Annotated in this window: 20 protein-coding genes and 1 riboswitch; of the genes, 7 read left to right on the top strand and 13 right to left on the bottom strand. The window is 70.0% G+C overall.

The window, feature by feature from the left end; all coding sequences use genetic code 11:
* Window positions 1–147: 147 nt before the first annotated feature.
* The 7 genes from rplS to ffh form a co-directional block, all read right to left on the bottom strand.
* Window positions 148–507 (bottom strand): 50S ribosomal protein L19, encoded by a 360-nt coding sequence (gene rplS / locus CACI_RS07550; RefSeq protein ID WP_012785731.1) that lies wholly within the window; start codon window positions 505–507, stop codon window positions 148–150.
* A gap of 160 nt (window positions 508–667) precedes the next feature.
* Window positions 668–1,486: a tRNA (guanosine(37)-N1)-methyltransferase TrmD gene (gene trmD / locus CACI_RS07545; RefSeq protein WP_012785730.1), complete on the bottom strand. Its 819-nt coding sequence runs from the start codon at window positions 1,484–1,486 to the stop codon at window positions 668–670.
* Window positions 1,487–1,508: 22 nt separating this feature from the next.
* Window positions 1,509–2,072: a ribosome maturation factor RimM gene (gene rimM, locus CACI_RS07540; RefSeq protein WP_012785729.1), complete on the bottom strand. Its 564-nt coding sequence runs from the start codon at window positions 2,070–2,072 to the stop codon at window positions 1,509–1,511.
* A complete protein-coding gene (locus CACI_RS07535) occupies window positions 2,069–2,308 on the bottom strand; it encodes an RNA-binding protein (protein WP_012785728.1) in 240 nt (79 codons plus the stop codon). The genes rimM and CACI_RS07535 overlap by 4 nt, the downstream gene beginning before the upstream one ends.
* 2 nt (window positions 2,309–2,310) lie before the next feature.
* Complete coding sequence (gene rpsP, locus CACI_RS07530; protein ID WP_012785727.1) at window positions 2,311–2,781, bottom strand: 30S ribosomal protein S16; 471 nt, start codon at window positions 2,779–2,781, stop codon at window positions 2,311–2,313.
* Between the two features lie 219 nt (window positions 2,782–3,000).
* Entirely contained in the window at window positions 3,001–3,381 is a 381-nt protein-coding gene (locus CACI_RS07525) for a hypothetical protein (protein ID WP_012785726.1), read from the bottom strand.
* A 120-nt stretch (window positions 3,382–3,501) separates the two neighbouring features.
* The gene (gene ffh / locus CACI_RS07520) at window positions 3,502–5,049 is read right to left on the bottom strand and encodes a signal recognition particle protein (RefSeq protein WP_012785725.1); all 1,548 of its coding nucleotides are present in this window, start codon (window positions 5,047–5,049) and stop codon (window positions 3,502–3,504) included.
* Window positions 5,050–5,210: 161 nt separating this feature from the next.
* On the opposite strand from ffh, the gene CACI_RS07515 reads away from it, so the two are divergent.
* The 3 genes from CACI_RS07515 (at window position 5,211) to CACI_RS07505 (ending at window position 8,995) form a co-directional block, all read left to right on the top strand.
* Window positions 5,211–6,098: an exonuclease domain-containing protein gene (locus tag CACI_RS07515; protein ID WP_012785724.1), complete on the top strand. Its 888-nt coding sequence runs from the start codon at window positions 5,211–5,213 to the stop codon at window positions 6,096–6,098.
* A gap of 566 nt (window positions 6,099–6,664) precedes the next feature.
* A riboswitch (cyclic di-AMP (ydaO/yuaA leader) is annotated at window positions 6,665–6,833 on the top strand.
* Window positions 6,834–6,844: 11 nt separating this feature from the next.
* The gene (locus CACI_RS07510) at window positions 6,845–7,891 is read left to right on the top strand and encodes a C40 family peptidase (RefSeq protein ID WP_012785723.1); all 1,047 of its coding nucleotides are present in this window, start codon (window positions 6,845–6,847) and stop codon (window positions 7,889–7,891) included.
* A gap of 69 nt (window positions 7,892–7,960) precedes the next feature.
* On the top strand, window positions 7,961–8,995 hold the full coding sequence (locus tag CACI_RS07505) for a hypothetical protein (RefSeq protein ID WP_012785722.1): 1,035 nt from the start codon (window positions 7,961–7,963) through the stop codon (window positions 8,993–8,995).
* 106 nt (window positions 8,996–9,101) lie between these two features.
* Here CACI_RS07505 and guaA read toward each other — a convergent pair whose 3' ends face one another.
* The 4 genes from guaA to CACI_RS07485 all read right to left on the bottom strand — a co-directional run bounded on the left by guaA (window position 9,102) and on the right by CACI_RS07485 (window position 13,515).
* On the bottom strand, window positions 9,102–10,673 hold the full coding sequence (gene guaA, locus CACI_RS07500; protein ID WP_012785721.1) for a glutamine-hydrolyzing GMP synthase: 1,572 nt from the start codon (window positions 10,671–10,673) through the stop codon (window positions 9,102–9,104).
* A gap of 109 nt (window positions 10,674–10,782) precedes the next feature.
* The gene (locus tag CACI_RS07495; RefSeq protein ID WP_012785720.1) at window positions 10,783–12,168 is read right to left on the bottom strand and encodes an amidase; all 1,386 of its coding nucleotides are present in this window, start codon (window positions 12,166–12,168) and stop codon (window positions 10,783–10,785) included.
* 109 nt (window positions 12,169–12,277) lie between these two features.
* Complete coding sequence (locus tag CACI_RS07490; protein ID WP_041540107.1) at window positions 12,278–12,517, bottom strand: DUF397 domain-containing protein; 240 nt, start codon at window positions 12,515–12,517, stop codon at window positions 12,278–12,280.
* 419 nt (window positions 12,518–12,936) lie between these two features.
* Complete coding sequence (locus CACI_RS07485) at window positions 12,937–13,515, bottom strand: ATP-binding protein (protein WP_012785718.1); 579 nt, start codon at window positions 13,513–13,515, stop codon at window positions 12,937–12,939.
* A gap of 303 nt (window positions 13,516–13,818) precedes the next feature.
* Here CACI_RS07485 and CACI_RS07480 point away from each other — a divergent pair, with 303 nt between their 5' ends.
* The 3 genes from CACI_RS07480 (at window position 13,819) to CACI_RS07470 (ending at window position 17,790) form a co-directional block, all read left to right on the top strand.
* Window positions 13,819–14,709, top strand: a complete 891-nt coding sequence (locus CACI_RS07480) for a helix-turn-helix domain-containing protein (protein WP_012785717.1) — start codon at window positions 13,819–13,821, stop codon at window positions 14,707–14,709.
* 91 nt (window positions 14,710–14,800) lie between these two features.
* Window positions 14,801–17,161, top strand: a complete 2,361-nt coding sequence (locus CACI_RS07475; RefSeq protein ID WP_143765167.1) for a hypothetical protein — start codon at window positions 14,801–14,803, stop codon at window positions 17,159–17,161.
* Between the two features lie 389 nt (window positions 17,162–17,550).
* Window positions 17,551–17,790 (top strand): helix-turn-helix domain-containing protein, encoded by a 240-nt coding sequence (locus CACI_RS07470; protein WP_041540106.1) that lies wholly within the window; start codon window positions 17,551–17,553, stop codon window positions 17,788–17,790.
* A 161-nt stretch (window positions 17,791–17,951) separates the two neighbouring features.
* Here the strand turns inward: CACI_RS07470 and CACI_RS07465 are convergent, their stop codons facing one another.
* Window positions 17,952–19,526 carry a flavin-containing monooxygenase gene (locus tag CACI_RS07465; RefSeq protein WP_012785715.1) on the bottom strand — a complete coding sequence of 525 codons (1,575 nt, stop codon included), beginning with the start codon at window positions 19,524–19,526 and terminating at the stop codon, window positions 17,952–17,954.
* Complete coding sequence (locus CACI_RS07460; protein ID WP_012785714.1) at window positions 19,523–20,500, bottom strand: alpha/beta fold hydrolase; 978 nt, start codon at window positions 20,498–20,500, stop codon at window positions 19,523–19,525. The genes CACI_RS07465 and CACI_RS07460 overlap by 4 nt, the downstream gene beginning before the upstream one ends.
* A gap of 82 nt (window positions 20,501–20,582) precedes the next feature.
* Here CACI_RS07460 and CACI_RS07455 point away from each other — a divergent pair, with 82 nt between their 5' ends.
* Window positions 20,583–21,203: a TetR/AcrR family transcriptional regulator gene (locus CACI_RS07455; RefSeq protein ID WP_012785713.1), complete on the top strand. Its 621-nt coding sequence runs from the start codon at window positions 20,583–20,585 to the stop codon at window positions 21,201–21,203.
* Window positions 21,204–21,374 lie beyond the last annotated feature (171 nt).

The raw sequence follows: 21,374 nt of genomic DNA, 5'->3' as shown, positions 1-21,374 counted from the left end.
GTCAGTACTGCTGGACAGACAGGAACAGCCGTTCCCAGTCGAACAAGTTATAGGACTTGCCTGAGGATTGTGTAAACGGCTCCGGGCCACGTCCTCGCACTGAGGACGTGGCCCGGAGCCGTGGAAGAGCGTGCGGGAAGACGGGGCTCAGTGGCCCGCGACCGCCTCGCGCTTCTCCTTGATCTTCGCCTTCTTGCCGCGCAGGTCGCGCAGGTAGTACAGCTTCGCCCGGCGGACGTCGCCGCGGGTGACGACCTCGATCTTCTCGATGATCGGGGTGTGCAGCGGGAAGGTGCGCTCCACGCCGACGCTGAAGCTGACCTTGCGGACGGTGAAGGTCTCGCGCACCCCGGAGCCCTGGCGGCGGATGACGACGCCCTTGAACTGCTGGATACGGGAGCGGTTGCCCTCGACGACCTTGACGTGCACGTTGACGGTGTCGCCGGGGCGGAACGCCGGCACGTCGATGCGCATCGACAGCTCGTCGATATTGGACAGCTTGTCCATGATCTCTCCTCGTGGACGCCACAGGTCGGCCACGGCTGAGGTGGTGAAACCAGATTCCGGCTTGAATTCGCCGTGGGCGGGTCCCCCTGTGGCAGGGCGCGTCCGGCGGGCAGGTAGCGGTGCTTATGGAAGGGCAGGCACCTGCTCAAGCAATACCGGCCTAGTCTGACACAGCGTCGGGGTCGAAACGAAATCCGTCCGGTGTCTGCGACCAGCCCAAAGCCGCCAACTGCGCGCGGTCCTTCTTGTCCAGCGCCGCCGAGTCCAGGGCCGCGATCAGGTCCGGGCGCATTTCCGACGTACGCCGCAACGCTTGATCCCGGCGCCAGCGTGCGATCACTGCGTGGTTTCCGGACAGCAGCACAGGCGGAACCTCACGGCCGTCCCAACTGGCGGGCTTCGTATATACGGGACCCTCTAGGAGTCCTGCCATACCGCCGTCAGAGGAGTGCCCGAAGGAGTCGTCCTTAGCGGATTCGGCATTGCCCAACACGCCGGGCAGCAGTCGGCCCACCGCCTCGACCATCACCAGCACCGCGACCTCGCCGCCGGCCAACACGTAGTCGCCGATGGAGAGCTCTTCCACAGGCATGCGCTCCGCGGCGGCCTCGATGAACCGCCGGTCGATGCCCTCATAGCGCGCCGGGGCGAACACCAGGTGGGACGCGGTCGCGAGGTCCTCGGCGATCCGCTGCGTGAAGGGGCGGCCGGAGGGCGTCGGCACGATCAGCCGCGCTCCGTCCTCCGTCCCCGGCGGCACGATCTGGGTCAGCGCCTCCGACCACGGCTCGGGCTTCATCACCATGCCCGGCCCGCCGCCGCACGGCGAGTCGTCCACGGTGTTGTGCCGGTCGTGGGTCCAGGTGCGCAGCTCGTGCACGCGCACGTCGAGGATCCCGGCGGCCGCCGCCTTGCCGATCAGCGAGACGTCCAGCGGCGCCAGGTACTCGGGGAAGATGGTGACGATGTCGATGCGCATGGGATGACCGCTCCGGTGGCGGTTATTCGACGCTGTCCAGGTCCAGCAGCCCGGCCGGCGGATCGACGACGATCCGCTTGTTGGCGACGTCCACTACGGGGACGAACTGCTTGATGAACGGGATCAGCACCTCGGGACGGTCCGGACGCTTGACGGCCAGGACGTCCTGCCCCGGCAGGTGCAGCAGGTCGGCGATCTCCCCGAGCACGGTTCCGTCCGCCAGCTCGACGGGCAGGCCGACGAGCTGATGATCGTAGAACTCTTCGGGGTCCTCCGGGGTCTCGTCCGGGTCCGCTTCGACGACCAGGATCGTGTTGCGCAGGGCCTCCACGGCGTTCCGGTCCGCCACGCCCTCGAAGGCCAGCAGCAGGATGCCGCTGTGGAAGCGCATGTCGGTGACCACGAGCGGGCCGCGCTCGGCCGGCTCGGTCAGCAGCCGGGAGCCGGGGGCGAAGCGCAGCTCGGGGTCGTCGGTGCGGACCTCGACGGTGGCCTGGCCGCGGATGCCGTGGGCACGACCGATCCGGCCGACCACGAGGCGCAGCGCCTCGGGCCGGCCGGAGGGGTTCTCAACGTCAGGGCTCACCGGTAGCCGGCCGCCTCGACGAGGTCGACCCGCAGCGAGCGGCCGCCGAGGGCGGCCATGACGGTGCGCAGCGCCCGCGCCGTGCGCCCGCCGCGGCCGATGACCTTGCCCAGGTCGTCCGGGTGGACCCGGACTTCCAGGACTTTGCCGCGGCGCTGGTCGCGCTCGCGGACCCGGACCTCATCGGGGTGCTCGACGATGCCCTTGACCAGGTGCTCCAGGGCCTCTTCCAGCATGCTCAGCCCTCGGAAGCGATCTCAGCCTCGACGGCCGGGGCCGGGGTCTCCACCGGAGCCTCGGTCGCCGGGGTCTCGTCGGCCTTCTTCTCGGCCTTCTTCTTCGGCGTGGTGGCGCCGGTCTTGGGCTCGTCGGCGGCCTCCTTGGCGGCGGCCTCGAAGACGGCCTTGCGGTCCGCCTTCGGCGCGGCGACCTTCATCGGCGCCGGGGCGTCCAGGCCCTTGAACTTCTGCCAGTCGCCGGTGATCTTCAGGATCGCCTCGACGGCCTCGGTCGGCTGCGCGCCGACGCCCAGCCAGTACTGCGCGCGCTCGGAGGTGACCTCGATGTAGGAGGGGTCCTCCTTCGGGTGGTACTTCCCGATCTCCTCGATCGCCCGGCCGTCGCGCTTGGTACGGGCGTCGGCCACGATGATCCGGTACTGCGGGTTCCGGATCTTGCCCATGCGCTTGAGCTTGATCTTGACTGCCACGGTGTGGTGTCTCCTGCTTGGTTGACTGCGGGTGGTGCCGCCGCGCCGCCACGTGGGGACATGGCATCGGCAGCAGCCGGATGGACACGGCGAGCGCAGGAGAGAGGGCCATGCGCGACCGGTACAAGCTTCCATTGTGCCAGAACGTTCCGGCTGCTCGGGACGCCACCGGCGCAGGCGGGGGGCGGGAGGCTCCGGCGAGTCGCGACGGGCGGTGGATCACCCGGCACGGAGGGCGGCCGACGATGGGCGGGGCAGGTGGGCGGACTCCGGCTGGACAACAGACCTGCTGCCGCGCGAACACCGCAGCGGACGCTTGACCTGCGGGGAGAGGGAGATCGAGCCGAGCGCGATCGGGCTGGCCTGGACCTGGCCGAACAGCAGACCTGGAAACAGCTCGACGACCAAGCCGACCAGGGCCGGGCCGAGCGCGATCGAGCCGACCTGGGCTGAGCCAGACAGCAAACCTGGAAACAGCCCGACCGCCAAGCCGAGCAGGGCCGGGCCGAGCGCGAGCAAGCTGGGCTGAGCCAGACAGCAGACCTGCCGCCGGGCCGAGCACTCGATCTGCGCGCGAGGCGTGTGCGATCGGACTGACATGGAGCAGGCCGGACGCCTGATCGGGCATCCGGCCGACTGCTGAGCCGAGCTGTGCCGCGGCCGAGCTGGATCAGGCGTCCAGCCAGGCCGCGCCGTGCTGCGAGATGCGGGCTGCGAGCGCTACTGCGGAGGCAGCAGGTTTTTGAACTCGGCGGGGAGTTCGAACTGGCCGGGGGCGTCTTCGCCGGGGCCGGTGCCGTCCTTGCGGGCCTGGCGGGCGGCTTCTTCGGCCTTGGCCTTGGCGGGGTTGCCGGAGCGGGAGCGGCCCTTGGACTTGGAGGCCTTGTCGGCGGCTTTGGCCTTGGCGGATTTGCGCTTGGTGCCGCCGAGGCCGCCGGCTCCGGGGAGGCCGGGCATGCCGGGCATGCCGCCCTTGGCCATCTGCTGCATCATCTTCTTGGCTTCGAGGAAGCGGTCGATGAGGTTGTTGACCTCTTGGACCGTGGTGCCTGAGCCGCGGGCGATGCGCTGGCGGCGGGAGCCGTTGATGATCTTGACGTCGTCGCGCTCGCCCGGCGTCATCGACTTGATGATGGCGGCGATGCGGTCGACGTCCTTGTCGTCGATCTCGTTGAGCTGCTGCTTGATCTCGCCGACGCCGGGGAGCATGCCGAGGAGCTTCTTCATGGAGCCCAGCTTCTTGAGCTGCTCCATCTGGTTCAGGAAGTCCTCGAGGGTGAACTCGTTGCGGGCCAGCTTGAGGGCCATCTTCTCGGACTCGGCCTGATCGAAGGCCTGCTCGGCCTTCTCGATCAGGGTCATCATGTCGCCCATGTCGAGGATGCGGCCGGCCATGCGCTCGGGGTGGAAGACGTCGAAGTCCTCCAGCTTCTCCCCGGAGGAGGCGAACATCACGGGCTTGCCGGTGACCTGGCGGACCGACAGGGCCGCGCCGCCTCGGGCGTCGCCGTCGAGCTTGGTGAGCACCACGCCGTCGAAGCCGACGCCGTCCATGAAGGCCTGCGCGGTGATCACCGCGTCCTGGCCGATCATGGCGTCGACGACGAACAGGACCTCGTCGGGGCTGACCGCGTCGCGGATGTCGGCGGCCTGCTTCATCAGCTCGGCGTCGATGCCCAGGCGGCCGGCGGTGTCGACGATGACCACGTCGTGCAGCTTGGTCTTGGCGAAGTCGATGGAGTCCTTGGCCACCTTCACCGGGTTGCCCACGCCGTTGCCGGGCTCGGGGGCGAAGACCGGCACGCCAGCCCGCTCGCCGACCACCTGGAGCTGGGTGACCGCGTTGGGCCGCTGCAGGTCGGCGGCGACCAGGATCGGGGTGTGGCCCTCGGACTTGAGCCAACGGGCCAGCTTGCCGGCCAGCGTGGTCTTACCAGCGCCCTGCAGACCGGCGAGCATGATCACCGTCGGCGGGTTCTTGGCGAAGCGCAGCCGCCGGGTCTCCCCGCCCAGGATGGCGACGAGCTCCTCGTTGACGATCTTGATGATCTGCTGCGCCGGGTTCAGCGCCTTGGAGACCTCGGCGCCCTCGGCCCGCTCGCGGACGGCGGCGATGAACGGCCGGACCGCCTGCAGCGAGACGTCCGCCTCCAGGAGCGCCTGGCGGATCGCGCGCAGCGTGTCGTCGATGTCCTGGGGCGACAGCCGACCCTTGCCGCGCAGGTTTTTGAACGTCGTGGCCAAACGATCGGAGAGCGTGTCGAACACGTCGTAGTCATCCTTCGCGCGGAAATCAACAGATCGGGCGGATTAAAAAACCGCCGTAGTCCACCAGGGTAGCCGCTGACGTCGCCGGACCCGAGTCTGGCGGTGTTTGTCAGAACGGTGCGCCACCATGGTGGCAACACGAGGTGAGGGAGAACAACACAGTGACTCTGGTCAACAAGTACGCGGGGACGTGCGCCGCGTGCAAGGGTCGGGTGGAAGCCGAGGCCGGAACCCGCGCCACGGTGGACGGCGCGTGGCAGACCTACCACCACGAGTGCGCCCCGGCCCGGGAGCCCAGACCCGCCGGCGAGACCCCGGTCCAGGCGGCCGTCCCGCCACAGCGCGGCTCGCACGACGGCTGGCACCGCCGCCGGCTGGCCGGCTTCGACACCGAGACCACCGGCCGCGACCCGAAGTCCGTGCGCATCGTCTCGGCCGCCCTCGTCACCTCCGACGGCGCCGAGAAGGCCTTCCTCATCGACCCCGGCGTCGAGATCCCCGCCGAGGCCACCGCGATCCACGGCATCACCACCGAGTACGCCCGCGAGCACGGCACCGAGCCGCGCCGCACGCTGGACGAGATCGCCGACGCCCTGGCCGCCGAGCTGCGCGCCGGCACCCCGCTGGTGGTGTTCAACGCCCCCTACGACCTGACGCTGCTGGAGGCGGAGCTGGCCCGCAACGGCCTGACCCCGCTGGCCTCCCGCGCCCCGGTCGCGCCGGTGATCGACCCGCTGGTCATCGACCGGCAGATGGACAAGTTCCGCAAGGGCGCGCGCACCCTGGAGGCGCAGTGCCAGTTCTACGGCGTGACCATCACCCACGCCCACGACGCCGCCGCCGACGCCCTGGCCGCGATGAACCTGGCGCAGGTGATCGGCGCCAGCTACACCGCGGTGGGGACGCTGGACGCGGTCCGGCTGCACGAGGCGCAGGCGCGCTGGAAGGCCGAGCAGGAGGCCGACCGCGCGGCCTACCGGGAGCGGCGCGGCGAGAAGTCCTACGCCGAGCCGGAGTGGCCGACGCGGCCGCTGGCGACCTCGGCGTGACGCAGAACACACCGAAGACACCTAGAAGACACCTAACAGAGCGGCGCCGGACGCGCCGGAAGGCGAAGGCTGTAAGCCAGAGCTCTGCGATAGCAGAGATCTGACATAGCCGGACCGACCGCGCGGACGCCGGCACGCCTTGCGAACCAGTGGCGGGCACCCGGAATCACGGGTAGCCCGCCACTGGTGTCTTCGAAATTGCTGCGCCATGATCTTGCCGAGCGCCCTCCAGCCGACCGGCGAAACACAGGACTAGCTGGCACTCTTTCAGTACTTTCACCACCGGGTCCGGGGATCGGAAGGCCTCATGCCGACACTCTGTCGGCAACAATCACGCGATCGACCTAGTACCAACTCGGACAGCACGGACTGAATCAGGACCACTAAACGCCTGCCAAAGTAAAATCCTGGTATAGCCTCCTGGGCCGGTCCGTTTTGTCGTCCGGGGTCTCGCTAGGGTTACGGCCGGACTCTCGTAACGACGCCGACCAACCTGGACGGTGGCGGGAGTTCACGCCGAATCCGGCGAAGCGCGACCCGCAGTTTCCACGGGCTTCCACACAGCCCGAGGCGGAGCGCCGAGACGGAACCGGGGACCCACCAGTCCCACCGGCCCGCATCCACTGGGGCCAAGGGGTGAATCGGTCCGCCTCGTACCCCCGCGCGGCGGCCTGTAGGGCACGCTTCTCAGCCCGAACCCGACAGCTAACCCGGTAGGCGGCAGGGAGAGAAGGAGAGTCGCCCTAGTGGCGTCCCACAAAACCGTGACCACTCACCGCGCGTCCAAGAAGACGATCACCGGGCCTCGCACCGCGGTGACGCTGGCGACCGCCACGGTCGGTTCCATCGCCCTGGTCCCGGGTCTGGCCCACGCCGACCCCGCGCCGACCCTGAACGACGTCAAGGGCCAGGTCAACAACCTCCACCAGCAGGCCGAGCAGGCCTCGGAGGCGTACGACCAGGCCGCGTCGAACCTGGCCACGCTGCAGAACAAGGTCAACCAGATCCAGGCCCGCATCACCGCGGAGCAGACTCAGCTGACCTCCGCCCAGTCCTCGCTGGGCAGCCTGGCCGCGGCGCAGTACCGCGCCGGCGGTGTCGACAGCTCGCTGCAGCTGATGCTGTCGGCGGCTCCGGACGCCTTCCTGCAGCAGGCCACCGCGAACGCCGAGATGTCGAGCCACTCCGCGTCCTCGATGCAGACCGCGCAGGAAATCAAGCGCCAGCTGGACCAGGACAAGTCCCTGGCGACGGCGGACCTGCAGCAGCTGCAGAAGACCCGCGACGACATGGCGCAGAAGAAGTCCGACATCGACTCCAAGGAGAAGCAGGCGCAGGCGCTGCTGAACTCCCTGACGCCGGCCCAGCGGACGCAGTACACGCAGCAGCAGAGCCAGCAGAACGTGCAGAACGTCAAGACGCCGGCCAACCTGCCGCCGGCGCCGAACGCCCGCGCGGCGATAGCGGTGGCGTTCGCCAAGGCCCAGCTCGGCAAGCCGTACGTCTACGGCGCCGACGGCCCGCGCAGCTTCGACTGCTCCGGTTTGACGATGGCCGCCTGGGGCGCCGCCGGGGTGTCGATGTCGCACTCCTCCTCGGCGCAGGCCTACGAGTTCCCGCAGGTCAGCGAGAGCAACATCGCCGTCGGCGACCTGGTGATCTACTACGGCAGCCTGCACCATGTGGCGATATACGTGGGCGGCGGCGAGATCATCCACGCCGCCATGCCGGGCACCGTGATCCAGTACGCCCCGCTCCACTCGATGCCTGTGGCGATGATCGTCCGGCCGTAGTATCGTGCCGAGCCAGCCGCGGGGCGCCGACGTCACGTCGGCGCCCTTCGACGTCGTCAGGGGGAAGGAATGACAGAGTACGAACTCGGTCAAGAGGCCGACGAGCTCGAGGAGCCGGCGGTGGCCGGGGAGCCGGTCGAGGAGTACGCCGACCCTTACGCCGACCCGCAGGAGTGGATCAGCGGCCTGATCGCCAAGCTGGAGCGCGCCGAGCAGGGCATCGGCTCCGGACCGCGCGACGCGCTGATGGCGCGGATCAAGCTGGCGCAGGCGTATTCGGAGCTGGGCGATACGGTGCAGGCCGCGCCGCTGGCGGTGGCGAACGTCGCGCAGGCGATGGCGCTGTTCCCCTCCAGCGAGGGGATGCTGCGGCAGCTGCGGGAGTTCCGCGACGCCGCCTGCGAGGCGGCGGGCTGGACCGCGGCGATGATGCGGGAGCCGGACGTCGAGGAGCTGGCTCGGGACGAGCCGAGCGAGCTGGTGGCGCGACCGGATGCCGGTGATGTCGCTGCTGCTGATGACGTTGCTGCCGCTGCCGATTCGGCTGACGACTACGCCGCCACCGCCGACGCCGACGCCGACGCCGCCGCCGAGCAGACTCCGGCCGCGCCGGTGAATGCCGACCCCGCCGAAGACTTCGCCCCGGCGCAAGAACAGCTACAGATCCAGATCCCGGTCGTACCGGCGCCCGCCGCCGACGCTGCCGAGGACTTCGCTGCCGAGGACTTCGCGCCGAACCACGAGACGCCCGCGCCGCCGCATCAGCCCGCTGAGCCCGAACCGGCCGGCGCCGTCATCCACGAGTTCGTCCGCCGCTCCCCCGAACCGGACGCCCTCCAGTGGTCCGCCGAGGTCCAGGCCGCGCTGACACAGCCGGCGGAACTCGCGATCCCGGCCGCGCCGGAGCCCGAGTACGCCGAGGAAGTCGAACCCGACCTGGCCTCCGGCGACCTGGCAGAGCTCGGCGATCTGGCCGACCTCGCCGCGCTCGAAGAGATCATCCGCCTGCGCTTCGAGCTGCGCGAAGCCCAGCGCACGGTCGAGCGCCTGCGCCACGTCAACCGCAAGCTGCGCGAGGCGCTCGCGTTCGACGACGGGCAGTAGCGCGGCAGGCGAGGGCCGGTGAACGCGAAGGGCCGGGTCCGAAGACCCGGCCCACAAGCGCCGCGCAGCTACACCGCGCACCTACACCGCGCAGCAAAACCAACGCCTACTCCCACTCGATCGTCCCCGGCGGCTTGCTGGTGACGTCCAGCACCACCCGGTTGACCTCGGCGACCTCGTTGGTGATCCGCGTGGAGATCCGCGCCAGCACCTCGTACGGCAGGCGCGACCAGTCGGCGGTCATGGCGTCCTCGCTGGAGACCGGACGCAGCACGATCGGGTGGCCGTAGGTCCGGCCGTCGCCCTGCACGCCGACCGAGCGCACGTCGGCCAGCAGCACCACCGGGCACTGCCAGATCTCGGTGTCCAGCCCGGCCGCGGTCAGCTCCTCGCGGGCGATGGCGTCGGCCTCGCGCAGCAGGTCCAGCCGCGCCTTGGTGACCTCGCCGACGATCCGGATGCCCAGCCCCGGGCCCGGGAACGGCTGGCGGCCGACGATCGCCTCGGGCAGCCCGAGCTCGCGGCCGACCTGCCGGACCTCGTCCTTGAACAGCTTGCGCAGCGGCTCGATCAGCTCGAACTGCAAGTCGTCCGGCAGCCCGCCGACGTTGTGGTGGCTCTTGATGTTCGCCGCGCCGGTGCCGCCGCCGGACTCCACGACGTCGGGGTAGAGCGTGCCCTGCACCAGGAAGCGCACCGGCTCGCCGGCGTCCGCCGACTGTTCGACGATCTCCCGCTCGGCCTGCTCGAAGACCCGGATGAACTCGCGGCCGATGATCTTGCGCTTCTCCTCGGGGTCGGACACCCCGGCCAGCGCCGACAGGAAGCGCTGCTCGGCGTCGACGACCTTCAACTGCACGCCGGTCGCCGCGACGAAGTCCTTCTCGACTTGCTCGGCCTCCCCCTTGCGCAGCAGGCCGTGGTCGACGAACACGCAGGTGAGCTGCTCGCCGACCGCCTTCTGCACGATGGCCGCGGCGACCGCGGAGTCCACGCCGCCGGACAGCCCGCAGATGGCGCGCTTGGTGCCGACCTGCTCGCGGATCGAGGCGACCTGCTCCTCGACGATGTTGCCGGTGGTCCAGTCCGGCGCGATGCCGGCGCCCTTGTAGAGGAAGTTCTCCAGCAGCAGCTGCCCGAACTGCGAGTGCAGGACCTCGGGGTGGTGCTGGACGCCGTAGAGCCGCTTCTCGTCGTCCTCGAACGCCGCGACCGGGGTCTTGGCTGTGGTCCCGGTGACCCGGAAGCCCTCGGGGGCGGCCACGACCGCGTCGCCGTGCGACATCCACACCGGCTGCTCGGAGTGCGAGCCCTGGAACAGCGTGGACTCGGTGTCGGTGACCTCCAGCGAGGTGCGGCCGTACTCCCGGCCGCCGGTCTGCTCGACCACGCCGCCGAGGGCGCGCGCCATCGCCTGGAAGCCGTAACAGATGCCGAGGGTCGGCACCCCGGCGCGGAACAGCTCCGCGCCGACGTTCGGCGCCCCGTCGGCGTAGACCGAGGACGGCCCGCCGGACAGGATCACCGCCTTGGGCTTCTTGGCGAGGATCTCGGCGACCGTCGCGGTGTGCGGCACGATCTCGCTGTAGACGTGGGCTTCACGGACCCGGCGCGCGATGAGCTGCGCGTACTGGGCCCCGAAGTCGATGACAAGAACGGTGTCGGCAGGCTGCTCCATGATGGGCCAAGTCTATCGGGATCGAGTGACCGCTCAGGTCACACCGGTGATCACGCCAGCCGGTCGCGCCAGCCGCGTCGGCCGGCGGCGCCGTACGGCCCAGCACCCCTCAGCCGCCCACGACCCCCACCGGCGCCGTCCGCGGCCACGGCCGCACCGCCTCCAGATGCGCCGCGAGCCCCAGCAGCAGCGCCTCCTGCCCGGACCGCGCGGCGAACTGCACGCCGATCGGCGTCCCGCTGCTGTGCGTCCCGGTCGGCACGTTCATCGCCGGCCATCCGGCCAGGTTCCACGGCGGGCACATCCCGGCGTAGGAGGTATTCGCCGCGAAGGTGCGCAGCAACCCGCGCCGTCCCCATCGCAGCGCCTCCGGCGGCGGCCTGAGCAGCGTCGGGGTCAGCACGACGTCGGCGTCGCCGAGGAACCTCTCGGCGCCGGTGTCCCGCCACTTCCGGCGGGTCCCGGCGCCGGTCATCCCGACCTTCGCCAGCGTGCGGCCCGCCGCCGCCATCCGGCGCGTCGTACGGCCCAGGGCCCGCCGGTCGTACTCCTCGGCGTCCATGGCGGCGGCCGCGTACCAGGTCTGCACCGCGCCGAAGCCGAGGTACTGCGGATAGCCGCGCGCCTCGACGATGGTGTGCCCGGCCTCTTCGAGCTGGGCAGCCACGCTCTCGACGGCTGCCTTGTACTCGCGGTCGATGCGGTAGCCCTTCGACGTCGGCGCCGTCGACACCGCGATCCGCAGCCCGGACGGCCGCACATCCGGCGCGGCGGCGAGCGTGGGATCGTCGGCCATCACCGACAGCATCAACGCCGCGTCCTCGACCGTGGTGGCCAGCGGGCCGTTCTCGGACAACCCCCACCAGGAGTTCCGGCCGAGCCCGGAGGGCACCACCCCGAAGCCGGGCTTGATGCCGAACAACCCGCAGCACGCCGCCGGTCCGCGGATCGAGCCCAGACCGTCGTTGCCGTGCGCGATCGGCACGAGCCCGGCGGCCACCGCCGCTGCCGCGCCGCCGGAGGAGCCGCCCGGCGTCCGGGTCAGGTCCCAGGGATTGCGCGCCATGCCCAGAGCGCTGTCGGTCATCGCGACCAGCGACAGTTCCGGGGTGTGGGTGAGGCCGACCACGATCGCGCCGGCGGCGCGGAGCCGCGCCACCACCGGGTGGTCCTCGGGCTCGGGCGGACGGTCGGCGGTCGCGGCCGTGCCGTGGCGGCACTGCTCGTCGGCGACCGGGACGTTGTCCTTCACCGCGACCGGTACTCCGGCCAGCGGGAGCTCGGCGAGGTCGGGGCGGCGGGCCAGGTCGTCGGCCTCGGCCAGCGCCGCGTCGTGCCGGACTTTGCGGAACGCCCCGATCCGGGGGTCCGCGGCGGCTATGCGGTCCAGAGCCTCCTGGACGGCACCGCGCACACTGCTCTTTCCCTGACGGACGGCCGCCGCGATCTCGGCGGCCGTCCGCGGTTCCACACCGCTTCCGGTCGGGCCAGCCATCCCTGCATCATCGCGCCACGGAGGTGCGAGGCCAAGAGTGAGGCCAAGAGTGTCGTCCCCAGGTGCCGGAAGCGGGCACCACTATCTATCACGCAGCTCCCATCCGGCCTCAGCCGAGCAGGTCGTCGAACTCGCCGTCCTTGATCCCGTTGATCATGGCCTCGATCTCGGCCCGGGTGTACAGCAGGGCCGGGCCGTGCGGGTCGCGCGAGTTGCGCACCGCGACCGAGCCGTCCCCCATGCCCGCGAACTCCACGCAGTTGCCCTGCGAGTTGGAGTAGCTGCTCTTGCGCCACGCGGCGGCGACCTCAGTGGCCGGCATGCCGTTGTAGGGCTCGAACTCGCTCATCTCGTTTTTCCCCTTACATGTACGGTGGGAAGGGTTGATCCACTGCACGTGCATCTGAGCGTGAATCAGCATTCGCTGATGCATGGCAGTAAACGGATGCTAGCGGTCTTGCTGCTTCACGCGCAGAGGTTTCGAGTGTGAAACGTTCAAAGAGCGGGTAAAGGTTCTCCCCGCAGGTTCAAGGCATGCGTTCGGAGTGTCTTCGATACCAGATCGATATACATTCGAGCTCTGCGACAGCCAACCGAATCACCCGGAAGCCGCCCGTGATCACTTCGCAGCCGAATGTGAGGATGAACACGGAAAGCGGTTACTGCGTCACGCTTTCCGGCGCCGGCGCACAGCCGTCAGCGGCGCGGCCGTCAAGCCGATGGGAATCCTTGTCTGAAGCCCTGGAGAAAAACGCGTGCCGACGCCGGTCAGCAGGCGAGCTCGAACAGCGCCCAGACGACCTTCCCGGACGGTTCGGCCGCCCCGGGAGCACGGAAGCGGCGCCAGCCCCAATCGTCGGCCAGCGCCTCCACGAGATACATCCCCCGCCCGGACTCGTCGAGCCCCCATAAGCCGTCGGCCGCCCGCGCCGGGGTCGGTGCCACCGGCGAGGCGGCCGAGGGATCCGCGACGGCGAACAGCACCCGCTCCACGCCCGCTTCCCCGGCTCCGGTGTCGCAGGGTTCGTGGACCAGACACAGCGATATCAAGTCGGACTCCTCGCACACCCGCCCCGGCATCACCGCTTCATAGGCGTGCACGAGGGCGTTGGTGACGAGTTCGGAGACCACGATGCCCAGATTCTCCAGCAATGTGCCGAATCTGTCGGATTGTCCGCGCCAGTCCTCCGCGACGTCCCGCACGAAGCGCCGCGCCGCCGAGACCGACTCGGCCCGCGCCGGGAGCACGCAATGCCGCGTCGAGACGCTGCGCCCCACGGCCTGGTACCCGATGCAGACCGGCAGGTCGGCATGGAGCAGGGAGTAGGCGTAACCAGACGCGACCATCGGGTCTCCCGTCAGGGCCGGCCGCTGTGGCGGCGGCGCATGCAATCGCAGAGTTTTCCTATGCATAAGGCGGATGCACGTGCATGCTACAGCGTAGACGGCGCGCGCAGGGTCTCGGATGGGCAAAGTCTTTGACGAAATGATTCAGGGTTCTGTGGCACGCTGCCGGGTGTCCCGACGGCGGGCACCACCTAGGCTTGCGGTGTTCACAAGCGGACGCCCGAGTGGCACAATCGGCAGCTGATCCACCGCCCGGCACCTGCGAAACGCGGGCTCCGGGCCTGGCGACGGAGCGAGGAAGCAATGAGTGGGCCCCACACCGCTGATCCGGAGTCCGAGCCGCCGCGCTCGGGCGGCGCGACGGTGCGCCGGATCATGCTCGGCTCGCAACTGCGGCGCCTGCGCGAGGCCGCCGCGATCACCCGGGAGACCGCCGGCTGGGAGATCCGCTCGTCGGAGTCCAAGATCAGCCGTCTGGAGCTCGGCCGGGTCGGCTTCAAGATGCGCGACGTGGAAGACCTGCTGACGCTCTACGGCGTCACCGACCCCGGCGCCCGCGAACCGTTCCTGTCGATGGCCAAGGCCGCGAACGCGACCACCTGGTGGCACGGCTACCACGACGTCCTGCCGAGCTGGTTCGCCGGCTACATCGGCCTGGAGGAGTCCGCCTCCCTGATCCGCACCTACGAAGTGCAGTACATACCGGGTCTGCTGCAGACCGCCGACTACATGCGGGCCGTGATGGCCGGCCGCGGTGTCTACGACAGCGACTCCGAGCGCCGCGTGCAGGTCCGGCTCGAGCGGCAGAACGTGCTGCTGCGCGAGCAGGACGCGCCGCGGCTGTGGGCCGTGGTCGACGAGGCCGCGCTGCGCCGCCCGGTCGGCAGCCCGGAGATCATGCGCCAGCAGCTGTCCCACCTGCTGGAGATGATGGAGCGGCCGAACGTCACGGTGCAGGTCTTGCCCTTCCAGTCCGGCGCGCACGCCGCGGAAGCCGGAGCGTTCACCATCCTGCGCTTCGCCGAGCCGGACCTGCCCGACGTGGTCTACCTGGAGCACCTGGCAGGCGCGCTCTACCTGGACAAGCGCGATGACGTCGACGTGTACCTGCAGGTGATAGAGCGCATCAGCGTCACCGCCCTGACCCCGGCGCTGACCGCCGAGGCACTGGCGAAGCTGATCAAGGACTTCTGACTCATCCTGGGCTTCTAGAAGACGGATGGCTTCTTAAGGTTCTTAATCTGGTATCTGTACTCGAACATCCAAAACGGATACGTTCGTAGCCATGCCTGACAGGGGAGACGAACGGGGGCGTGGCGGCACACGGACGCTGGTGACCGGCATTCTGGCCGGCACCGAATGGCACCCCGCCACCAACCCGCAGGAGGCCACGCAGACGGCGCGGGACGCCCGGGATCTGGCGGTGCGGCTGCGGCCGGTGCTGTCCAAGCTGGCGCAGGCGCCGCGCGGCGGACGCCGCCGCGACCTGGAGTGGCTGCCGGCCGTCGAGCAGCTCGCCGTGGACGCGCAGTACTTCGCCTCGTGGTGGCTGCCGAGGCTTGAGGGCAAGTCCGCACAGTCCTGGCCGTCGTGGTCCGCCGACGGATACGCGGACTGGGTCAAGCGGCTCGACGCGCAGCGCCTGCGGACGCTGGAGATGGTCGACGGCACGGCGCCGGTGACGCGGATCGCTTCGGTCACGCAGCTGCGGCGCGGCAAGGGTGCGGCGGCTGGTGGTGACGGCGCGGTCGAGGCGGTCGAGCCGGTCGAGGCGGTCAGTCCGCAGCCCGGAGCCGACGCAGGAACCGGTGCGGTGGCTCAGCAGACCCCGGTTCCCAGTATCGAAGAACCCGTGGAACCTACGTCCTCTCCCGCACGCCATGCCCGAGGGCACGCAGACGTCCCCAAGAGCGGCGAAGAAGAGCGCACAGCACGGATCACGCCGTTGCGCGGTCCCGGTGCGGCTCTCATGGACGCGGCGCTGATGGACGTGGCGAGTGCCCCCGATGCACCGGGTATGCGTGCCGAGACGTCCGAACGGACCTTGTCGGCCGAAGAAACGCATATAGCTAAGGCGAAGCCGGCCTCTGCTCCTCATGCGGAGAAGAAGTCCGGCATCGCCGATACTCCGGGTATCGCAGCGTCGCCAGCTCCGCCGAGGCCCGAGCCGACCGGCACGGCCAGGCCGGTACCGAGGACTCCCCCGAATCAAGGCCCTGTTACCCGCGACCCGGACACGGCGCGCGTCCAACGGCCGCCGGCGGACCGCGAGCCGTACGGCTTCGACGGCACAGCCTCCGAGGCGTCCGAAGCCGCTGTGCCGCATGTGCCGCGGACTCCGCCGAACCAGGGTCCGGCGGAGGCGAAACCCGATGCCGACAGCGGCGTCGGCGCGGACATCCTGCAGATCCCGCGGACGCCGCCGAACAGTGGTCCCGCGGACTCCGGTCGGCCGCGCAAGCCGCGGGCGCCGGTCGTCAGCCTGGTCGGCGACGACGACAGTCCGCGCGTGCCCCGGACGCCGCCGAACGCCGGTCCCGCAGCCGGCAGCGCGCCGGCGGCCAAGGACGACGACGCTACGCACGTCTCGCTGGCTCCCATCGTTCCGGTCGCTCCTCACCCCCCGGTCGCTCCCGTCGCCCCGGTGGCGTTGGGGATCGGCGCGGAGGAGTCGACGCGGCCGTTGTTCCGTCCCGATCCGCCTGCCACGCCGCCGCCTTCGGCTTCTGCTTCGGCGCCGGCTCCCGCCCCGGCCTCAGCATCGGCGCCTTCGTCTGCCAGCACGGCGCGGATCGGCGCCGGCACGGCTGCCACGGCTGCCGGTATCGGCGCGGCCGCCAGCGTCGGCCTGTTCGGCTCCAGCGCCTCCAGCCCCGACGAGTTCGAGAACTTCCAAGGCGGCAGCGACCTTCCGCCGCCGGTGTTCCCGATGACCGAGCCGGTCGAGCCCGTCGATCGCGGACGCATCGTGCGCTACGCGCTGGCGGCCGTGGTGCTCGCGGCCCTTTGCGTGGTGGCGTTTGTCGGGCTCACGCACAAGAAGCCCAGCAACAACACCGCGACAGTACTGCCGCCCGCGACGAGTTCCAGCAGCTCCAGCCCGGAGGCGAGCAGCAGCGCTTCGTCGAGTTCGGCCGGCGCCGGTGCGGTCACCGCGCCGACCGCCACGGACACCCCGACGCCGCCCGCACCGAGCACCTCGAAGCCCGCCAGCCCGCCGCCGGCGAAGCCGACCACGCCTGCGAGTTCAGCGCCGCAGACCAGCGCCGCGCCGCACACCTCGGCGGCCGCTCCTCCCCCGCCGCCGAGCACGCATCAGCAGCCTGCGGGCGGTGTCAGGTCCCTGAGTGTCCAGTCGCTGACCGCGGACCAGTCCGGCAGCTTCACGTACATCGCGCACGTCCACATCACGACCAGCGGGACCGGGTCGGTGACGGTCACGGTGACCTTCGCCGGATCGTCGTCCTCGAATTCTCCGGGATCGACCGGCGCGCAGAGCCAGTCGGTCACATTGTCGGGGAAAACGTCCTACGACATCGATCCGGAACTGGATGTGCACGGAATGTGTCCGTCCACATATGTCGACGCCGTCGCGAGCGCTTCCGGGGCAAACTCTTCGGTGGCTTTTGCCAGCTCACCGTGCTGAAATCGGGTCGTTATGGGAGAACCCCTACCGCGCTTTCCGCGGCCACCCTATAGTTCAGTGCATGGGCCAGGATGGGGGGATTGGCCTTCTGACCTAAGGGTCGGAGTTGGCCGATCGAACTGTCGGGGTTGAGGTGTGGGCGCAGTGGCGCGCGCCGGAAGACCCCGCGCACACGGGGTCGGCCGGAAGCGCTGTCGCGCCCGGGCCGAAGATCGACGACAGGCACCACATCTCCCTTACCTGACCACGCCCCACGCCGCCCGCAGCACGCGCACCACGTGGACGGTGAACACCGACGCCACCCCGTGCCCGCCACCGACCCCGAACCAGTCGGCCAACAGCACGGAGGACGTCACAGGTAAAACCATCACAACAGGGGGGAACCACCAATGAGCACCACGACCGTCGGCACCCAGCGCCCCGCATCGCTCGACCGCCTCACGGCGCGAGAGATGGAGATCGCCCGGCTCGTCCGGGACGGACGCACCAACCGTCAGATCGCCCGGGTACTGGGCCTGTCCACCAAGACCGTCGAGGCGCACCTGTCGCGCATCTTCGCCAAGCTGTCGATCCCGTCCCGGACGGTGCTCGCAGTGCTGGTGACCACTGGAGAGCGCGCGGCCGCGTGAGCTCGGAGCCGCAGATGACCGCCGGGAGGCGGCGCGGGCGGCGGCTCTGAGACGAAGGACGCCCCCTGGGCCGGTGCGCGTAGGTACGGTTCGCGCACCGGGTCAGGGGGCGTTCGCGGTTCCTGAAGCTGTGATGGGTAGTCGTTAGGCATAGGTCTGAGTCAGCGCCCGAACTCGTAAGCGTCCGCATCCGGCTTCCGGGTCCGCAGCCAGTAGCGCCACGTGAATCCCGGCCAGATCGTGCTGTTGCGGCCGTACTCGTCCAAGTACCAGCTCTGACAGCCGCCGGCGCTCCACACCTGCGTGGTCAGGGCGCGCTGGATGCCGGTGTTGAAGCGGTTCTGCGCCTGCGCGGTCGGAGCGATCGTCGTCGCGTCGCGGTCGTCAGCCAAAGCCAGAAGCTTCATCAAGTACTCGGCTTGAGCCTCGATCATGAACACGATCGAATTGTGCCCGAGGCCGGTGTTCGGTCCCACCAGGACGAACATGTTGGGGAAGCCGGCGACGGTCATGCCGTAGTACGCCTCCATACCCCCGGCCCAGTCCTTCTTCAGGCTGCGGCCGCCCGGACCGCGCATGTCGATGGCGTCGAAGGCGTCGGTGACGTGGAAGCCCGTGCCGTAGATGATCGCGTCGACCTCGTGCTCGGTGCCGTCCGCGGCGACCACCGAGTTCTTCCGGATCTCGCGGACGCCGGAGTCGACGAGGGTGACGTGGTCGCGGGCGAGCGCCGGGTAGAAGTCGTTGGAGATCAGGACCCGCTTGCAGCCCATGGTGTAGTCGGGCTTGAGGCGGCGGGCGAGGTCGGGGTCGCGGATCTGGCGTTTGCGGTGGACGTTCGCGACGCCCTCGGCGACCTTCATCAGCTTCGGGTTCACGAAGCCCATCGCGCGTGATTCGGCCGTGAGGTAGATCAGCGTCCGGTGGGCGCGCTGGAAGCCCGGCACGCTCCGGTACAGCGCCTTGGTCACGGCGGAGATGTGCCGGTCGCGCTTCGGCATGATCCACGCCGGGGTGCGCTGGAACAGCGCCACCGAAGCCGCCTGACGCGCCACCCGGGGCAGGAACTGGATCGCGGACGCGCCGGTCCCGATCACCGCCACGCGCTTGCCGGTCAGGTCCACGTCGTGCCGCCACTGCGCGGAGTGCCACGCGGGACCTTCGAACGCGGCGATGCCCGGCACGTTCGGCAGCAGCGGACGGTGCAGTGGTCCCATGCCCAGAGCTACGAACGAGGCCTGGATCTCAGCGCCGGCACCAGATCCGCTCTCGCCGGCCGGGCTGACGCCCCGGCCGCCGAGCTTGATCCGCCACTGCTTCGCCTCCTCGTCCCACTCCCCGCCGTCGAACCGCACGCCGAAGTACAGGTGCTCCTCGAGCTTGTACTCGCGCACGCAGTGCCGCAGGTAGTCCAGGATCTCCGGCTGCCGCGCGAACATCCGGCTCCACTTGGGATTCAGCTCGAAGGAGAACGAGTACAGGTGTGACTGGATGTCGCACGCCGCACCGGGATAAGTGTTCTCGCGCCACGTCCCGCCGACATCGTCCCCCTTCTCCAGGATGACGAAGTCGTCCCGTCCCGCCTGCTTGAGCTTGATCGCCATGCACAGCCCGGCGAATCCCGAGCCGACGATCACATACGTGGCGCGCGCCGGCAGCTCCCGCGCCGCGTGGCCGCCGGTGATCGGCGCCTCGGACAGGTCCATCGGGTCCGTTTCCTCGGCGACGCGCGTCATGCTGCGCTCTCCTCGCGTGCCCGTGCCGCCGCGATCAGCTTCGTCAACAGCGAACTGACCACCTGCGGCCGCTCCATGGGCAGCATATGCCCGGTCCCGGGAACCACCGTCAGCCGCGCGCCGGGGATCGCCTCGGCGAGCCGGCGCGCGTGGGCCGCCGGCGTCAGCCGGTCCCGGCTCGATGCGACGACCTCCACCTCGGCGCCGCCCAGAGCCTTCAGCGCGGTGCGCTTCTCGTGCGTCATCAGCGCCGGGAAGAACCCGGCGAGCGTCGCGCTCGGGCAGGTCTTGATGATCTCGTTGCACTCCACGATCGCGGCTCGCGGCGCCTTGCGTCCGAACAACAGCCACCGGGTCTGCGCCACCGCCAGGCGCGCGCTGGTGGACTGCTTCGCGCGGAACGCATCGGCCTTGCCGGGCTTCGCGGCGATCTTTCGCAGGGTCTTGATGATCGAGCGCCGCACCGGCTTGGCGACCACCTCGGGGAAACCGAGGGTGAGCCGGGACAACCCGCCGCTGGAGGTGTTGGTCAGCAGCACGCCGGCCACCCGGCCGCCGACCGCGAACAGCGCGGGACGCTGGTCGGCCAGCGCCATGATCGTCATGCCGCCCATCGAGTGTCCGGCGAGCACCACCGGACCGGACGGGACCAGCTGGTCCAGTACGGCCGCCAGGTCGCCGCCGAGCTGGTCGACCGACGGGCCCGGGCCGAAGCGGTCGGCGTCGGCGGCCGGGACGCCGGACAGCCAAGCGTCGCCTTGGGTCGAGCGTCCGTGGCCACGCTGGTCGTAGCGCAGGACGCGGACGTCCCCGGCGGCGGCCAGCGCCTCGGCCTGGGCCCGCCAGGCGCGGGTGGACAGGGTCCAGCCGTGGGCCAGGACGAGGGTGACCGGCGCGTCGGCGGCGCCGTCTTCCTCGACGTGCAGCTCGGCGCCATCGGAGGCGACGACGGTGTGGAATCGCGGATCGGCCATGCTCCCCTGCCCTGCTCGCCCGGTAACTTACCGGCGAGTAGCCTACTGAGAGTAGGTTCAGAAGTCGATAGAGTCCGTGCCCATGACCGACGCCCCGCGCCGCAAGCGTGTACCCCGCGCCGAACGCGAGCAGCAGATCCTGGCCGCCGCCGAGGAGGTCTTCGCCGAGCGCGGGTTCCAGAACACGTCGATGGACGAGGTGTCGCTGCGCGTCGGGGTCTCCAAGCCGATGCTGTACGAGTACTTCTCCTCTAAAGAAGGACTGCTGCTGGCGTGCGTGGCGCGCATCCGTGCGGACCTGCACAGCGTGACGCTCAACGCCGTCTCCGCCGCCGAGCCCGACGGTCCGCGCGCCGTGCTGGAGGCCGGGTTGGAGGCGTACTTCGACTTCGCCGACCGGCACGGCCGGGCCTGGGCCGTCCTGCTGAACGAGTCGGTGATCGCCGCCGGTCCCGCCGAGGAGGCCATCGAGGCGATCCGCGGCCAGCAGACGCGGCTGTTGGAGGACGTGCTGGGGCACTGGCTGCCCGCGGCGTCCCCGGCGCGCGTGTCGATCCTGGCGCACGCGCTGGTCGGCGCCGGCGAGCGGGTCGCGCGCTGGCGGCTGCGGGACGGTTCGGGCATCGGGCCGCGCGAGTCCGCCGTGCTGCTCGCTGACGCGTTCTGGCCCGGATTCGCCGAAATGTCGGCGAACAAGCCGTGATCATAAGCCCTGCGTAACGGGTCGGGCACGGTCGGAGAACGGGTCGTCCGAAAGGTGAACTCCGGGCGTCTTGGATAGGTACTCTCATGCACTCATCGCATATCGTGAACATCATGGCGGAGAGTCCCGGTCACGGCGGTCCTGCGGAACCGACGGGCGAACACGAAGAGC

It is taken from the genome of Catenulispora acidiphila DSM 44928 (assembly GCF_000024025.1).
Taxonomy (GTDB): Bacteria; Actinomycetota; Actinomycetes; order Streptomycetales; family Catenulisporaceae; genus Catenulispora; species Catenulispora acidiphila.
This window is presented reverse-complemented; position numbering and strand designations above follow the sequence as displayed.